Raw genomic sequence first — 13,448 nt, forward strand, 5'->3', positions numbered from 1 at the left:
GCCTGGGCGCGCGACCCCACCATGACCAGCAGGTTGCGGACATTGTCCACGCGCACGATGGCATCACCCGGCACCATGGGGCGCAGGATGGACGCCATCTCGTTGGCGCCAATGTACTGAAGCGGAACGATGATGGTCCCATACCCAGGCGCAAGCGGTTTGTCGACCACTGCCTGGCGCACCGTTGCGCCGATGCTCTTGAGCGCATCGACACGACCCACATGGTAGGTCCCTCGCGCGTCGCGGACCATGGCCATGCCATTGGCCTGCAAGGCCGTCTCGAGAAGGTTCAGCGCCTGGTCGGCGGGAACTTCCTTTTGCGTGCTCAGCGTGACGGTGCCTGCAATGGGCGGATGCAGCACATAGTCCAGCGACAGGATGTCGCCCAGCACGGTACGGACCACTTGCGCGAGCGGAGCATCTTCGAAACTGAGCTTGACCGGCGCGCCGGAGACAGGAGGCAGCGCCTTGGGCTCGCCGATCAGCCTGCCCGTCCCTTCCATGATGCGGGGCTGGCGGCCTTCGTCCGCTTTGGAGTCGGATTTCTTTTCCTCCTCCGGCTCAGTGAAGAAATATTCCTGGGTGTGGCCGGTGCCGAAGTGGCTGACGAAGCTCTTCTGGGCCGGTTGCGCGCACGCCAGCAACAACTGGCATACAGCGACGGCCAATACGGTTTGGACGGGACGGTAGTGGAATTTCATGATTTTCTGACCGATCTCTTTCATTTCTGCGGCTTGGCAACGGCAGGGCCACTGCTGCCGAACGACGGCACAGGCGCTCCCTGGCCGCTTCGGGTCAGCCCGGCGGGCAGCGGGAACTGCGGCTCTTCCGGCGCGGAGTTCGCCTGGGCAGGGGATCCCGGCCGTGGAGCGGCTCCCTTGTCCATACTGGATCTGGCGATGGTGAGCGTGCGCCGGCTGCCTTCACGCTCCAGCTCAACCTCACGTCCATCCACCCGGATGAGCTTCCAGCCATTGAGGCTCTGGTTCACCATCAGACGCTGCTCCTTGCCGTCGACGCGCAGGATGATGCCCGTCACCTTGCCCGCGAACGAGCCCAGCACCTGGGCATTGGCCAGGCGGTCGGGCTCGGGCTCCTTGGCAGGTGGCGGCGGTGGTGGCGGCGGCGGCGGCGGGCGGCGTGTCATGGCGAACAGCGGACGCTCCTGCATCTGCAGGAGTTGCCGGTCATCCTGGCGGGGGGCAGACCCGGACGGAGACTGGGGAACCATGGCCTGGATATCGCCTCGCTGCACTCCTGGCGGTTGCCAGGTCGTGTTCCGAAGTTGAAGCTCGGGCGTCAGCCACAGGGCAGCCAGCCCTGCGCACAGTATGAGCTGGGTGCCTGCAATGCCCCAGACCGGTAAATTAGGCCGCCTCACGAGATTTTGCTCCGGAGAATGCTGAACGTGAATTGCGCGCTGAGCTTGGGTACGGCCTTGGGATCATTGCTCAGCAGGCTGCCCTGCAGGCTGATTTCCAGATCGTCGAGCCATACGGTGGGAGAGAGGTCCTTGAGAGCCACCAGCGCCAACTGGATGGCGGACCATGCGCCCTCGGCCGTCATGGCCACGCTGATGCGTTCATAGGCGCCATCGTCGGTCACCGGCTTGACCTGGCTGCTGACCACCGACAGGCCCGCCGCATCGAGCATGGTGCGCAACCTCTGCTGCATGCCATTGCCGGTCTGGGTCGCATCCAGCTCTCCGGGATAGACATGCTTGGCCTTGATTTCCGCCACCTGGACCAGGGCCTGGCGGATTTCATCTTCCTGGTCGCGCATTCCCAGCAGCCGCGCATACCGGGGCGCCAGCGTATCAAGGGCTTCCTGCGCGGCCTGATGCCGGCCATGGATCCAGAGTCCAGCCAGGCTCACAGGAACGAGCACCAGCAAAACGAGCGCGCCCAGCAGCAGCAACTGGCGTGCCAGGGGGGCAGGTATCGCGATTTTCATTGGCCCTCCTTGGCAGCCGGGGGCACAGAGGCAATACCAGGCTCCGCAGAGGTGCCTTCCGCCGGCGTGGCCGGCTCGTCAGGCAGAGCATGGGAGCCAAACACCTTGGGGTCGATCACGGCCTCCAGGACAAAACTGTCCTTGCTGGTCCCTGCGGCCCGCGTGACGGCACTGGGCAGTTGCACATCGACGAACCCCGGCACCTTGGAGAGCAGGTCCACAGCGTGCGACACATTGCCGCTCAACCCCAGCACCGTGAGCTTGTTTCCCTTGAATTGAATGCGCTGCACAGCGGTGTCGTCGGGCAAGGTGGCCGTCAACGCGGACAGGACACGCAGGTGGTCGAGTTGCTGGCGCTGGCGGTCCAGCAAGGTGGCCACATCCTGCCCCCCTTCCGCCAGACCCTGCCGGGCAGCCACGACCTCCGAGACAGAACGTGAAAGCTGGGTGAACTGCCGCTGGGCATCCAGCGCGCGAAACCGCAGTTGCAAAGAGGGCGTGGCAGCGATCGCCAGAGCCAGGGCCAGCACGGCGCCCAGGCCCAGCATCAGCCAGCGCCAGCGCCATGCTTCTTTTTTCAGGCGCTGCTGCTCGCCGAAGCCGTCAAGCATGACCGGGATACCCGATGCGCTCATCGCCCAGACCTCGGGCTCGGCGCCCTTGGCCAAGGCCGGATGGTCGGCGAACGCCTTCAGAAGCCCGTCGATGTGAGCACGCGAGACGATCACCACATCGACCGGACCCTGCGACGGAATAGCGCCATGCGCCGCGTCGGGGGCCTTGCGCCGGACGTAACCGCAGACGGTGTCCAGCGCGGAAAACGGGGACATGGTCTGCACGTCCAGCGCAACCGCCCCCTGCAGTGAGGCGGGCGGCATGGCAGGCAGGCGAAGGCTGCGTGACAGGACATTGCCTTCATCCACGAGCACCGCCACGCCAGCGGGGACGGAGCTGCCCTGCCCCGGCTCCTGCCAGCTCAGCCAGCGGCCTGCACGCACCCACGCACCTGCCTTGTGGCCCAGCACCTCGATCCCAGAGGCGGGCATGAGGCGGCGGAGCACCGGCCAATCCATCATCTGCGGCCATGCTTCCTGCCATTGGCGCCCCAGCGCCGACAGGTCCAATCCAAAAAGCTTGGCGTCGGAGGTCATCAATCCCATGAAGCCTGCCATTTCCTACAAAAAAACTGTCTCATCACGACGAATCCTTCTAGCAATTGCAGCGCGCTGCCCTGTACATCGCCACGGGGCACCCACTACATACGTCCTTGCCATACCTGCATGGAAGAGAAATCCGTCCACGGCAATTGCCCCATAGGCCGCTGCTGGCGCACGTCCACCTGGCGCATGACCAGCACCGCCCCCGCTGCATCAAAAGGAACGCGCGCTATCACGGTGTACCGCGAACTGGACTGCGCCTGGCGAATCCCACCCACGTCCGCCGTCTCCAGCACCGCCCTCAGTGCCAGGGGCGATGCTTCGAGGTTGACGCCCGGGCGCCCATCTGAATCCGCGACGACGAAATGGCGCAGAGGTGCGTAGATGGCATAGGTCATACCGGGCACCTGCAGCAGGTCTTCAGTGGTTTCGAAAGGCACTCTTATAGAGCGCCGCCTCATCTCCTCGCGGGTCTGGACAATGGCCTGGGCCATCGCTTCCGCCTGCCCGCTTCCGAGTCCCGAAAACCGGGACAGCACCAGTGCCAGCAGGGCAGGCGGCGCATTGTTGATGTTGACCAGGCCACTCCAGGGTATGACTTCGACCGGGATTATCCGTCCCGCGACCGGAACCGTCACCGATTCAAAGGCCTTCAGGTTTGTCGGGCTGGCCGCCATGCGCTGCAAAGTCAGGTAAATCGCCGCCTCACCCACGGCCCGGCCTTCGGCCATGTTGCGGGTCACCCCTCCAACCGCAGCCTCCTGGCGGACGACCCCGCCCAGGCTGCTGGCAAAAATGGCCAGTGCAGCGACAATCCAGAGCACCAGCACCAGCGCCATGCCCTGATCGCCCCTTGCCATGGCCGCCCGCCGTCTGACGCGCGACATCATTGCTGACCTCCACCGAACGAAGGCATCAGAACGCTTCGAGGGTTCGATCCAACCGGTGTGCGCATGGCGATGACCATCATGGGCCACACACCCGACGCCGCCTGCAACTCGATCTGCACAGCGGATGGCAGCTCCTTTTCATTGTCTTTCTCGGGTCCCCATTGCGGCTGCCAATGTGCCACGCCCAGCTTGGCATTCTGGTAACGCAAGGCAAAAGCCGTGACACCGCGATCAATCACATAGGACTGGCTCTGCCCCCAGTCGGGCATGACATCGGGCCCCTGCCAGGGCGCGAAGCGCAACACCAGAGCATCCCCCTCGACCGAGAGCTGGAAGTGGGTTCGGCCACCCATGCCGAAGCGCGCGGGCATGATACCCAGCCAGCGCATACCTTGTGGGCCGCCTTCGAAGAACAGTTCGCTCTCGCCCTGCTTGCGCAGACCCGCCTGCCGCCGTATGGCAGAGGCCTGGCCCAGGACGGAACGCAGGAACGCGACGGACACGCGCTGGTGGTCCATGCGGTCCAGCCGCGCATCGACACGCTCCTGCGTCTGTGAAACCGTGGACATGGCCGAGGCCAGTCCCAGCATGAGCAGGGACAGCAAGGCCATGACCACCAACAACTCGACCAGGGTGAAACCTCCTTGCCCTGCCGGCAAACGGCTATGCCGGCTCATCGGGCTACCTCGCCCTGCTGCAACGGGCGCTGTGGGCGCAGGGTCTCGAAGACCCAGTTGCGCCCTTCGGTGGAGATGGTGATGCGCAAGGCGTGCAGTGGAACAGCGGTCTCGGGCAGATCGGCCACGGGAAAAGGAGCCGATGCCACCTGCCATGCATAGGCACCGTCCTGCCCAGAAACCTGCGTGCCTCCGGGATCGACCATGGGAAATGCATCCATCAGCGAATCTGCCAGCATGGCCACGCCCTGGCTCTGCTCCAGCTTGGCAACGCCCCTTGCGGATCCGCCGACTGCACGGTAGATAAGGGCCAGTGAGAGGGCCATGATGGATAGCGCCACCAGCAGCTCCAGCAGGGTCATGCCCCGCACCCTGGGGCGGAAACCGGTGCGCCGACGCACTACAGTGCCTCTTTGGTGACCTGGCCGGACAGCCAGTCAACGCGCAGGCGCACGCCGCCGCCGCTTTGCGCGCGAGCCAGAGAGATGCTGCCCCCCGTGGCACCGCCCTCCGGCAGGAAGATGATGGTCTGGCTGCCGTCGGGCAGGGCCATACCCGCCGCCGTGGTCAGTTGCACGGTCAGGCTGTCCGGCAGCCTGGCCGGGGCCTGCCCGGCGATGCCGTACTGGCGGCTGTTCGTATTGACCGCAAAGGTCACGGGCATGCCCTGCATCGCGGCCTGCTGGCGCGCCTTGCGCAGCAGGGCCGTCACGTCCTGGACCGTCTGCCGGTAGTCCACGGCATCGCGCAGCTTGCCCATGGCAGGCGGCACGATGCCGATGATGGCGCCAAGAATGGCGAACACCACCAGCAACTCGATCAGCGTAAAACCCTGGGCGCGCTTCAAGACTCATCCTTGGCGAGACGGTACGGCAACGGCTGCTGCTGAGAGGGTGTTGCGCAACGCGTTACTTGGTGTTGCGCACGTCGGCGGCCTCACCCTCGCCACCAGGAGCGCCGTCCGCGCCCAGCGAGAGGATTTCCACATCGCCGTTGGCCGCCGGATAGGTGTAGCGGTAGGGATTGTTCCAGGGGTCGTTGGGCACGCCACCCTTGAGGTAGGGGCCAGCCCAGCCTGCTGCACCCGCAGGCTGCTTGACCAGCGCATCCAGGCCCTGCTGCGAGGTGGGGTAGCGGCCCACGTCGAGCTTGTACAACTCCAGCGCCTTTTCGATGTCGGCAATCTGCACGCCGGCCGTCTTGGTCTTGGCTCCGCCCAACTGATTCAGCACCTTGGGGCCGACCAGGCCGGCCAGCAGGGTCAGGATGGCCAGCACGACCAGCAGTTCGATCAGCGTGAAGCCACGCTTGCGGGCGCGGGAGGACAGTTGCTTTTGCATGCGCATCATCTTCTACATACCTTTCAGACAATTCAGATTCATCAGACGGCCAGATCGTTGACGGACAGGATTCCGAGCAGGATCGACACGATGATGGAGGCGATAAGGATACCGAGGACCAGGATCAGCGCCGGCTCCAGCATGGTCAGGAGGCGTTTGATCGCGTTTTCGACCTCGCGGTTCAATATGTTGGACAGCTCCAGCATCATGTCGCCCAGGCGGCCGGTTTCCTCGCCCACCCGCACCAGATTCAGGGCCAGGGGCTCGAATTCTCCGGTTTTCTGGGCAGCATGGGCCATGCGATGGCCTTCCTTGACCATGGGACCCATTTTTTCCAGGCGCTCGCGGATGGCGACGTTGGAGACCGTGTCGCTGGCAATGCGCAGTGCGGTCAGCAGCGTGACGCCGTTGCCCAGCAGCGTGCCCAGCGATCGGCTGAACAAGGTGAGCTGGTACTTGCGCACCACGCCACCCAGGCCCGGCAGGCCCAGCAGCCACGATTGCCAAGTCTGGCGGCCCTTGGGGCTCTTGACCCAGCGGGAAAAGGCCCAGCCCAGCGCGCCCAGCACGATGAACACCGCCCAGCCGTAGCTGCGAAACGCATGGCCCAACCCCATCACGAACTGCGTGGGAAGGGGCAGCGCGTCGCCCATGTCGTTGAAGAGTTGCTCGAACTGCGGGACCACGAAGCCCAGCATGGCCACCAGGGACAGCACGGCCACGCCCAGCAGGATGGCCGGATAGATGGTGGCCGAGACCACGCTGTCGCGCAGGGCACGCTGGCGCGCCATGTGTTCCACCAGCCGGTTGAGCACGCCCGACATCTGGCCGCTGGCCTCGCCCGAGCGCACCATGTTGATATAGAAGTCGCCGAACAGGTCATGGTGCTTGCCCAGCGCCTGGCTCAGCGGCATGCCGGCCTTGACGCTGTCGAGCACGGACTGGAGCATGGCCTGCATCTGCACCTTGTGGCTCATCTCCACCAGGACCTTGAGCGCATTGTCCAGCGACAGGCCGGCACGCATCATGATGGCCAGTTCCGTGGTCATGCCCTGGATGTCGTCGGCCTTGATGCGGCCTTTCTTGAGCGCACGCGCCGCCAGCGGCACATTGCCCAGGCTTGCGGCTTCCTCGACCTTGATGGGCGACAGGCGGCTCTTGCGCAGGTGCACCACCACCTCGGCCACGGCCGCAGCGGAAAAAGTGCCCTTGACCATCTGACCGCGGCTGTCCACGGCCTCCCAGCTGTAATCAGGCATCGCTCTGGTCCTGGGTCACGCGCAGCACTTCGTCGAGCGTGGTGACGCCCGAAGCCACCTTGCGCAGGCCGTCGTCATAGAGGCTCAGCATGCCGCTCTTGGCGGCCATGGCATGCAGGGCGTTGGCATCCTGGCCTTCGATGATGGCGCGGCGCAGCGGCTCGTCGATGACCATGAGTTCGTGGATGCCGGTACGCCCCTTGTAGCCCGTGCCGCGGCAGTGCTCGCAGCCGACGGCGCGGTAGATGGGCGAGCCCTCGCGCAGAAAGCGCTTGAGGCCGCTGCCCTCGATGGCGGCCGTCGGCAGTGTGTCGGGCTGCTTGCAGCGCGAGCACAGCGTGCGCACCAGCCGCTGGGCCAGCACGCCGTTGACCGAGGAGGTGATCAGGTAGCTCTCCACCCCCATGTCGCGCATGCGGGTGACGGCGCCTGCGGCGGTGTTGGTGTGCAGCGTGGACAGCACCAGGTGACCTGTCAGGGCGGACTGCACGGCGATCTGCGCGGTTTCTCCGTCACGCATTTCGCCGATCATGATGATGTCCGGGTCCTGGCGCAGGATGGAGCGCAGGGCGTTGGCGAAGGTCAGGTCGATCTGGGGATGGACCTGGATCTGGTTGATGCCGTCGAGCTGGTATTCGACCGGGTCCTCGACGGTGATGATCTTGTTGGAAACCGCGTCGATCTTGGACAGGGCTGCATACAGCGTGGTGGTCTTGCCAGAGCCCGTGGGGCCCGTGACCAGCACAATGCCGTGCGGCTTGGCCAGCAGCGTGTTGAATTTCTCGAGCGTGTCCGCCTCGAAGCCCATGCTTTCCAGGCGCAACCTCACGCTGGCGCGGTCCAGCACCCGCATGACGATGCTCTCGCCATGCACCGTGGGGGCGGTGGAGACGCGCAGGTCCAGTTCGCGGCCCTTGGCGCGGGTCTTGATGCGGCCGTCCTGCGGCAGGCGGCGCTCGGCAATGTCCAGATGGGCCAGCAGCTTGACGCGCGAGCCGACGGCCGCGCTCAGGCGCGGCGGCACGAGTTCGGCCGCGTGGATCACGCCGTCCATGCGGTAGCGCACCTGCAGGCCGGCTTCAAAGGGCTCGAGGTGGATGTCGGAGGCGTGCAGCTCGATGGCGCGGGAAATGATGCCTGTGACCAGGCGGATGACGGGCGCCTCGCTGGCCAGGTCCTTCAGATGTTCGACGAAGTCGCCACCCGTGGCGTCCGATTCCCAGTCCTGGCCTTCTTCCCCTTCGGGTTCCTGGCCTGCTTCGGACAGTGCCTTGCGGATGTCGGCCTCCAGCGCCAGCACGGGCTTGATCTGCAGCCCCGTGGCCAGGCGCAGCGCCTTGGTGATGAAGGGGTCCTGCGGCACGGACATGGCCACTTCGAGCACGCCGTCCTGCAGCGAAATCGGGCAGACGCACTGCGCATCCAGAAAACTGGCCAGCAGGCCCGGCACGTCGGGCAGCAGGTCGGGAAACTCTTCCGCACGCAGCCAGCGCATCTGCAGCTGCTCGGCCAGCGCCTGGGCCACGTCGGTTTCCGCCACCACACCCAGCTGTACCAGCACCTGGCCCAGGTAGCCGCCCAACTCCTGCTGCGCCTGCAGGGCGTTTTGCAGATCGCGCTCGTTCAGCTTGCCGGCGGAAAGGAGGCGTTCGCCCAGCCGCCCCTTGATCGGGGCTTCGACAGCGGCAATCGGTTCCATGAGGTGATTGGTGGAAGACATTGCCGCGGATTATCCACTGTCGCCGCATCCCCCGCCAAAGGCATAGCATGCGACACCCAGGGGGCGCCGCCTTCCCGTCATCAACTGTTACGCGCTCAATCGTGCGGCGCGATGCTGCGCTGCACGATGAAAAGTGGCCTCAGGCGGTTTCAGGCGTTGTCAGGTGGTTCAAGGCGGCTTCAAGCCGCCTTCACCGCCTCTGCGGGCAGGCCGCTGGCATCACCCCAGCGGCGCTGGGCCATGACCAGCAGCCCCTCGAAGATGAGGTTGTCCACCAGTTCGAAAGGCCGCGTCATGCTGGGCACCATCTTCCAGCCGGCGCCGCCGGCCATGACGCAGGCAGGCTCCATGCTGCAGTGCATGTAGAGATGCTGGTACATGCGCTCCACGGCACCGGCGATGGCGTAGGTGCCGCCGCTGGTCAGGGCGTCGCTGGTGTTGGTGGGAAATGGCGTGACCGCGCCCGTGGGCACATGCAGGCCGGCCGTGCCGCTTTCCAGGGCGCGCAGCATGATGCCGTGGCCCGGAAGAATCAGCCCGCCCATGAAGTGGCCATGCTGGTCCAGCGCGTCCACGGTGACGGCCGTGCCGACCATGACCACGATCAGGGGCCGCTCGGGGCCGCGCTGCAGGATGTGCTGGCGCGCACCGATCATGGCCACCCAGCGGTCTGCGCCCAGGCGCGACGGAAAATCGTAGCCATTGGTGACGCCGGCCTCGGCTGCGCTGGGCACGGCCCACTGCGGCTCGAAATCCCAGCCCAGCATCATGTCGATCTGGTCGTGCACGCGCCGTCGCGCCGTGTCGCCAGCCACCACGCAGCCCAGCATGCGCGTGGGCGTGGGCAGGTCGCTCCACGGCCCTTCGGCCAGGTGCTCGATGTGCTCAAGGAACTCGGCGCCGTGCGCCAACAGGGCAGCGCCAGGCCGATGCGCGTCGTACATCGCCCATTTCAAGCGGGTGTTGCCGATGTCTATGGCCAAAAAAGTCATGGGCGGGATTATCGGAGTTTTCCGGAGGATAGCGTCAGCCATGGACGACAACTGAGTGAGGACGTGAACGCAAGAATGGCGCAAATGTCAAAAATCCGGGAGCGCTCCTGCCCGGCAGCGCGCGCTGCCACTGTTAGGCGTTACATTGGCCTTTCCGTTTTTCCACCCACCAACAGGAGTCACCCATGGGACTTTTCAGTTTCATCAAGGAAGCCGGCGAAAAGCTGTTCGGCGGCAGCGCCGCACAGGCAGCCGAGCCTGCGCAAGACCTGAATGCCAAGGCGGCCAAGGCCATCGAGACCTATATCGGCACGCAGAACCTGGGCGTCAGTGACGTGAAGGTGCAGTTCGACGGCTCGCAGGGCAAGGTCACGGTGCTGGGCACGGCACCTACCCAGGCGGCCAAGGAAAAGGTGACGCTGTGCTGCGGCAACGTCTCCAGCGTGCAGTCCGTGGACAACCAGATGACGGTGACCAACCCCGAGCCCGAAGCCCAGTACCACGACGTGGTGCGCGGCGACACGCTGTCGGCCATTGCCAAGAAGTTCTATGGCGATGCCAACAAGTACCCGGTGATCTTCGAGGCCAACAAGCCCATGCTGAGCCACCCCGACAAGATCTACCCCGGCCAGAAGCTGCGCATTCCGGCAATCTAAGCCCCCTGAGCGGCGTCGCCGCTTCCCCCTGAGGGGGACGACACCCTCGCGGCGGGGCGGCCCTTGCTCGGTGTCTCTGACCTGGCTCATGCCAGTTCTGGATGCCGCGAATTAGACCTACCCCGCTCCGAGAAAGGCCGCAATAGCGGCCTTTCTCAAGGAAAGATTCAGTATTTACCGCTCAACAGCGCACCGAACCCCGGAACGGCTGTCGGCAAGCCCAGGCGCTTGAGCATCATGAACGTCGTGGCCACCGAGGAAGACAGTACCGGCAGGCCCACGCGGTCCTCGATGGGCTGCACCGAGGCCAGCGAGGGCATCTGCACGCAGGCCGAGGCGATGACCGCGTCGGCATTGGCCGTGTTCAGGCGCCGCGTGATCTCGATGGGTGCGCGCGCATCCTGGGCGCCCACCTGCAGGTTTTCGGCAATCTCCAGCGAGATGCTGTCCACCACTTCGATGCCTTCGTTCTCTATGTAGTCGATGACCAGCTGCGTCAGCGGCTTCATATAGGGCGCCAGCAGCGCCACCTTCTTCGCGCCGATGGCGTGCAGGCCATCGACCAGGGCGCCGGCGCTGGTGACCACAGGCGCGGGGCCGCCGTTGTCCACGGTGCGCTGGTGCAGGCGCGCCTCGGAGACCCGGTGGTAGCCGCGCCCCATGCTCATGATGGCCACCAGGCAGGCATAGCCGAGCACATCGACACGCGCATCCGACAGTTCCAGCGCGCAGCGGTCGCTGTCGCCGTCCATGGCGGCCAGCTCCTCCTTGGTCACATGCTTCATGCGCATGCGGCTGGAGTGAAAGGTGAAACGCTCGGGCGCCAGGGCCTCGCGGGCACGCAGGATGGCAGGGATCTCGGTCTCCATCGTAGTGTTGGAGCTGGGCACGATCTGCCCGATACGGAAATGGGTTTTGGCTGTCATGTCAATCCATCGTGATGTGGTTGGCCTTGATGACCTTGCCCCAGTGGTCCGTCTCGCGCTGGACCAGGGCGGCCAGCGCCTGCGGGCCGAGGAATCGCGGCTCCACGCCCTGCAGGGCCGCGCGCTTTTGCACGTCAGGCGACTCCAGGGAGGTCTTGAGCGCGTCCGACAGCCTGGCGATGGCGTCGGGCGGTGTGCCCGCAGGCGCGAACAGGCCGACCCAGGCCTCCAGCTCGAAGCCCGGCAGGCCCGCTTCGGCCGTGGTGGGCACATCGGGCAGCATGGGGTGGCGCGTCTTGCTGGTCACGGCCAGGGCCCTGAGCTTGCCCGTCTGCACATGGCCCAGCACCGAAGGCGGCGTGGTGATGAACATCTGCACCTGGCCGCCCAGCACGTCCTGGATGGCCGGGCCGGACCCCTTGTAGGGCACATGCGTGATCTGGGTCTGGGTCACCTGGGCGAACACGGCCGTGCCCACGTGCGACAGCGAGCCATTGCCCTGCGACGCATAGTTGACCTTGCCCGGGTTCTTGCGCAGGTAGGCAATGAATTCCTGCAGACTGTTCGCCGGCACCGAAGGATGGACGGCGATCACATTGGTAGCGGCCACGATCAGTCCCACGGGCACCAGCTCGGACTGGGCCCAGGGCAGCTTGGGAAACAGCGCCGGATTGCCCACGTGGTAGGCCGAATACGAAGCCAGCAGCGTGTAGCCGTCCTTGGGTGCCCTGGCCACCATCTGGTAGGCAATGTTGCCGCTGGCCCCGCCCCGGTTGTCCACCACGACCGACTGCCCCAGCAGGCGCGACATCGGATCGGACGCCAGGCGTGCCGCCGTGTCCACCACGCCTCCGGGCGGATTGGGGACCACGAGGGTGATGGACTTGGCTGGAAAGGCCTGGGCCTGGACGGTTCCTGCGCCCAGCAGGGCGGCTGCTGCCAGGCCGGCGGCCTGCAGCACAATGCGTCGATTCATGCTTGTCTCCATGTTCTCTTTGTACCGGCGCATTCTTGCGGGCCTGCTCGCGGTCGAACAGCCGTATCTCGTTGATCCATCCTTCGTCTCTGGTGGAGGATGGGAATGATCAACCTCCACCGCTTCGATCTGCTGACACTGCGCCTGTATGTGGCCGTGGTCGATGCCGGCAGCCTGACGGCCGGCTCGCGCACGCTGGGGCTGTCACTGGCAGCCGCCAGCAAGCGCGTGGCCGAGCTGGAGCAGCACTGCGGCGTGACCCTGCTGGTGCGCAGCAAGCGCGGCGTGACGCCCACGCCTGCCGGCCAGAGCATGTACCACCATGCGGTGGATGTGGTGGCCCGGCTGGAGCACCTGGCCCTGGCCATGGACGACTTTCGCAGCGGCGCCACGGGCCAGTTGCGCCTGTGGGCCAACAACTCGGCGTTCGCAGGCTTTCTGCCCCGGCTGCTGGCCGACTTCATGGCGGCCCACCCGGGTGTGTCGGTGGACCTGGAGGACGCGCTCAGCGAGGAGTCCGTGCGCGCCGTGCTCAGCGGCGTGGCCGAGCTGGCCATCATCGGGGAGAACACGCCCCTGGAAGGCCTGAGCACCCAGGTCTGCGATGTGGACGAGCTGGTGCTCGTCATGCCGCGCGGCCATGCGCTGGATACGGACGACGCCTCCCCCGTGCCCCTGGCCACCGTGCTGGACCACGACTTCGTGAGCCTGGCCCGCTCCACCTCGCTGATGCGGCGCATTGCGGCCGAGGCCGAATCCATCAACCGCCCCGTGCGGATCCGCATCCAGGTGCGCAGCTTCGACGCCATGTGCCACATGGTCTCGGTGGGTCTGGGCCTTGCCATCCTGCCGCGCGCCGCCACTGCGCCGCACCTGGCAGCGCGGGCACTGCGGCTACGCGG

General features: G+C 65.7%; 15 protein-coding genes and 1 pseudogene. 2 read left to right on the forward strand and 14 right to left on the reverse strand.

Annotation, left to right across the window (positions count from 1 at the left end; all coding sequences use genetic code 11):
• The 12 genes and pseudogenes from L995_RS03770 to L995_RS03825 all read right to left on the reverse strand — a co-directional run.
• A pseudogene (locus L995_RS03770) lies at positions 1-725 on the reverse strand (type II secretion system secretin GspD); the annotation flags it as partial.
• Positions 722-1,231, reverse strand: a complete 510-nt coding sequence (locus L995_RS03775; RefSeq protein WP_016451827.1) for a hypothetical protein — start codon at positions 1,229-1,231, stop codon at positions 722-724. The gene L995_RS03775 and the pseudogene L995_RS03770, both read right to left, overlap by 4 nt.
• Positions 1,232-1,377: 146 nt before the next feature.
• The gene (gene gspM, locus L995_RS03780; protein WP_047469265.1) at positions 1,378-1,953 is read right to left on the reverse strand and encodes a type II secretion system protein GspM; all 576 of its coding nucleotides are present in this window, start codon (positions 1,951-1,953) and stop codon (positions 1,378-1,380) included.
• The gene (locus L995_RS03785; RefSeq protein WP_223275137.1) at positions 1,950-3,113 is read right to left on the reverse strand and encodes a PilN domain-containing protein; all 1,164 of its coding nucleotides are present in this window, start codon (positions 3,111-3,113) and stop codon (positions 1,950-1,952) included. Before L995_RS03785 ends, gspM begins: the two co-directional genes overlap by 4 nt.
• 95 nt (positions 3,114-3,208) lie before the next feature.
• Positions 3,209-4,000: a general secretion pathway protein GspK gene (locus tag L995_RS03790; protein WP_047469271.1), complete on the reverse strand. Its 792-nt coding sequence runs from the start codon at positions 3,998-4,000 to the stop codon at positions 3,209-3,211.
• Positions 3,997-4,677, reverse strand: a complete 681-nt coding sequence (locus tag L995_RS03795) for a prepilin-type N-terminal cleavage/methylation domain-containing protein (RefSeq protein ID WP_047469273.1) — start codon at positions 4,675-4,677, stop codon at positions 3,997-3,999. Before L995_RS03795 ends, L995_RS03790 begins: the two co-directional genes overlap by 4 nt.
• Entirely contained in the window at positions 4,674-5,078 is a 405-nt protein-coding gene (locus L995_RS03800; RefSeq protein ID WP_231574349.1) for a type II secretion system protein, read from the reverse strand. The genes L995_RS03795 and L995_RS03800 overlap by 4 nt, the downstream gene beginning before the upstream one ends.
• Positions 5,078-5,524 (reverse strand): GspH/FimT family pseudopilin, encoded by a 447-nt coding sequence (locus tag L995_RS03805; RefSeq protein ID WP_047469281.1) that lies wholly within the window; start codon positions 5,522-5,524, stop codon positions 5,078-5,080. The genes L995_RS03800 and L995_RS03805 overlap by 1 nt, the downstream gene beginning before the upstream one ends.
• A 61-nt stretch (positions 5,525-5,585) precedes the next feature.
• On the reverse strand, positions 5,586-6,026 hold the full coding sequence (gspG, locus tag L995_RS03810; RefSeq protein WP_047469284.1) for a type II secretion system major pseudopilin GspG: 441 nt from the start codon (positions 6,024-6,026) through the stop codon (positions 5,586-5,588).
• 32 nt (positions 6,027-6,058) lie between these two features.
• Positions 6,059-7,276 (reverse strand): type II secretion system F family protein, encoded by a 1,218-nt coding sequence (locus L995_RS03815; protein ID WP_047469286.1) that lies wholly within the window; start codon positions 7,274-7,276, stop codon positions 6,059-6,061.
• Complete coding sequence (gspE, locus tag L995_RS03820; RefSeq protein WP_016446467.1) at positions 7,269-8,975, reverse strand: type II secretion system ATPase GspE; 1,707 nt, start codon at positions 8,973-8,975, stop codon at positions 7,269-7,271. The genes L995_RS03815 and gspE overlap by 8 nt, the downstream gene beginning before the upstream one ends.
• Positions 8,976-9,175: 200 nt before the next feature.
• Complete coding sequence (locus L995_RS03825; RefSeq protein ID WP_016446468.1) at positions 9,176-9,988, reverse strand: type III pantothenate kinase; 813 nt, start codon at positions 9,986-9,988, stop codon at positions 9,176-9,178.
• Between the two features lie 185 nt (positions 9,989-10,173).
• Between L995_RS03825 and lysM the strand changes: the two genes are divergently transcribed.
• Complete coding sequence (gene lysM / locus L995_RS03830) at positions 10,174-10,644, forward strand: peptidoglycan-binding protein LysM (RefSeq protein WP_016446469.1); 471 nt, start codon at positions 10,174-10,176, stop codon at positions 10,642-10,644.
• A 167-nt stretch (positions 10,645-10,811) separates the two neighbouring features.
• Here the strand turns inward: lysM and L995_RS03835 are convergent, their stop codons facing one another.
• The gene (locus L995_RS03835; RefSeq protein WP_047469289.1) at positions 10,812-11,570 is read right to left on the reverse strand and encodes a maleate cis-trans isomerase family protein; all 759 of its coding nucleotides are present in this window, start codon (positions 11,568-11,570) and stop codon (positions 10,812-10,814) included.
• Between the two features lies 1 nt (position 11,571).
• Complete coding sequence (locus L995_RS03840; protein WP_016446471.1) at positions 11,572-12,546, reverse strand: Bug family tripartite tricarboxylate transporter substrate binding protein; 975 nt, start codon at positions 12,544-12,546, stop codon at positions 11,572-11,574.
• A gap of 105 nt (positions 12,547-12,651) precedes the next feature.
• Here L995_RS03840 and L995_RS03845 point away from each other — a divergent pair.
• Positions 12,652-13,448 (forward strand): LysR family transcriptional regulator (locus L995_RS03845; protein ID WP_047469293.1); only part of this gene is annotated, 797 nt, incomplete at its 3' end.

Origin of the sequence: Delftia sp. ZNC0008 (assembly GCF_000799035.1) — a bacterium.
Classification (GTDB): domain Bacteria; phylum Pseudomonadota; class Gammaproteobacteria; order Burkholderiales; family Burkholderiaceae_C; genus Comamonas; species Comamonas tsuruhatensis.

Excerpts from the sequence above, each read along its gene's own strand:
- L995_RS03825 (WP_016446468.1), bottom strand. The coding sequence starts at position 9,988 with ATGACTTTTTTGGCCATAGACATCGGCAACACCCGCTTGAAATGGGCG.
- L995_RS03835 (WP_047469289.1), bottom strand. The coding sequence starts at position 11,570 with ATGACAGCCAAAACCCATTTCCGTATCGGGCAGATCGTGCCCAGCTCC.
- L995_RS03815 (WP_047469286.1), bottom strand. The coding sequence starts at position 7,276 with ATGCCTGATTACAGCTGGGAGGCCGTGGACAGCCGCGGTCAGATGGTC.
- L995_RS03785 (WP_223275137.1), bottom strand. The coding sequence starts at position 3,113 with ATGGGATTGATGACCTCCGACGCCAAGCTTTTTGGATTGGACCTGTCG.
- L995_RS03795 (WP_047469273.1), bottom strand. The coding sequence starts at position 4,677 with ATGAGCCGGCATAGCCGTTTGCCGGCAGGGCAAGGAGGTTTCACCCTG.
- L995_RS03840 (WP_016446471.1), bottom strand. The coding sequence starts at position 12,546 with ATGAATCGACGCATTGTGCTGCAGGCCGCCGGCCTGGCAGCAGCCGCC.
- L995_RS03775 (WP_016451827.1), bottom strand. The coding sequence starts at position 1,231 with ATGGTTCCCCAGTCTCCGTCCGGGTCTGCCCCCCGCCAGGATGACCGG.
- lysM (WP_016446469.1), top strand. The coding sequence starts at position 10,174 with ATGGGACTTTTCAGTTTCATCAAGGAAGCCGGCGAAAAGCTGTTCGGC.
- gspG (WP_047469284.1), bottom strand. The coding sequence starts at position 6,026 with ATGATGCGCATGCAAAAGCAACTGTCCTCCCGCGCCCGCAAGCGTGGC.
- L995_RS03790 (WP_047469271.1), bottom strand. The coding sequence starts at position 4,000 with ATGATGTCGCGCGTCAGACGGCGGGCGGCCATGGCAAGGGGCGATCAG.
- gspE (WP_016446467.1), bottom strand. The coding sequence starts at position 8,975 with ATGGAACCGATTGCCGCTGTCGAAGCCCCGATCAAGGGGCGGCTGGGC.
- gspM (WP_047469265.1), bottom strand. The coding sequence starts at position 1,953 with ATGAAAATCGCGATACCTGCCCCCCTGGCACGCCAGTTGCTGCTGCTG.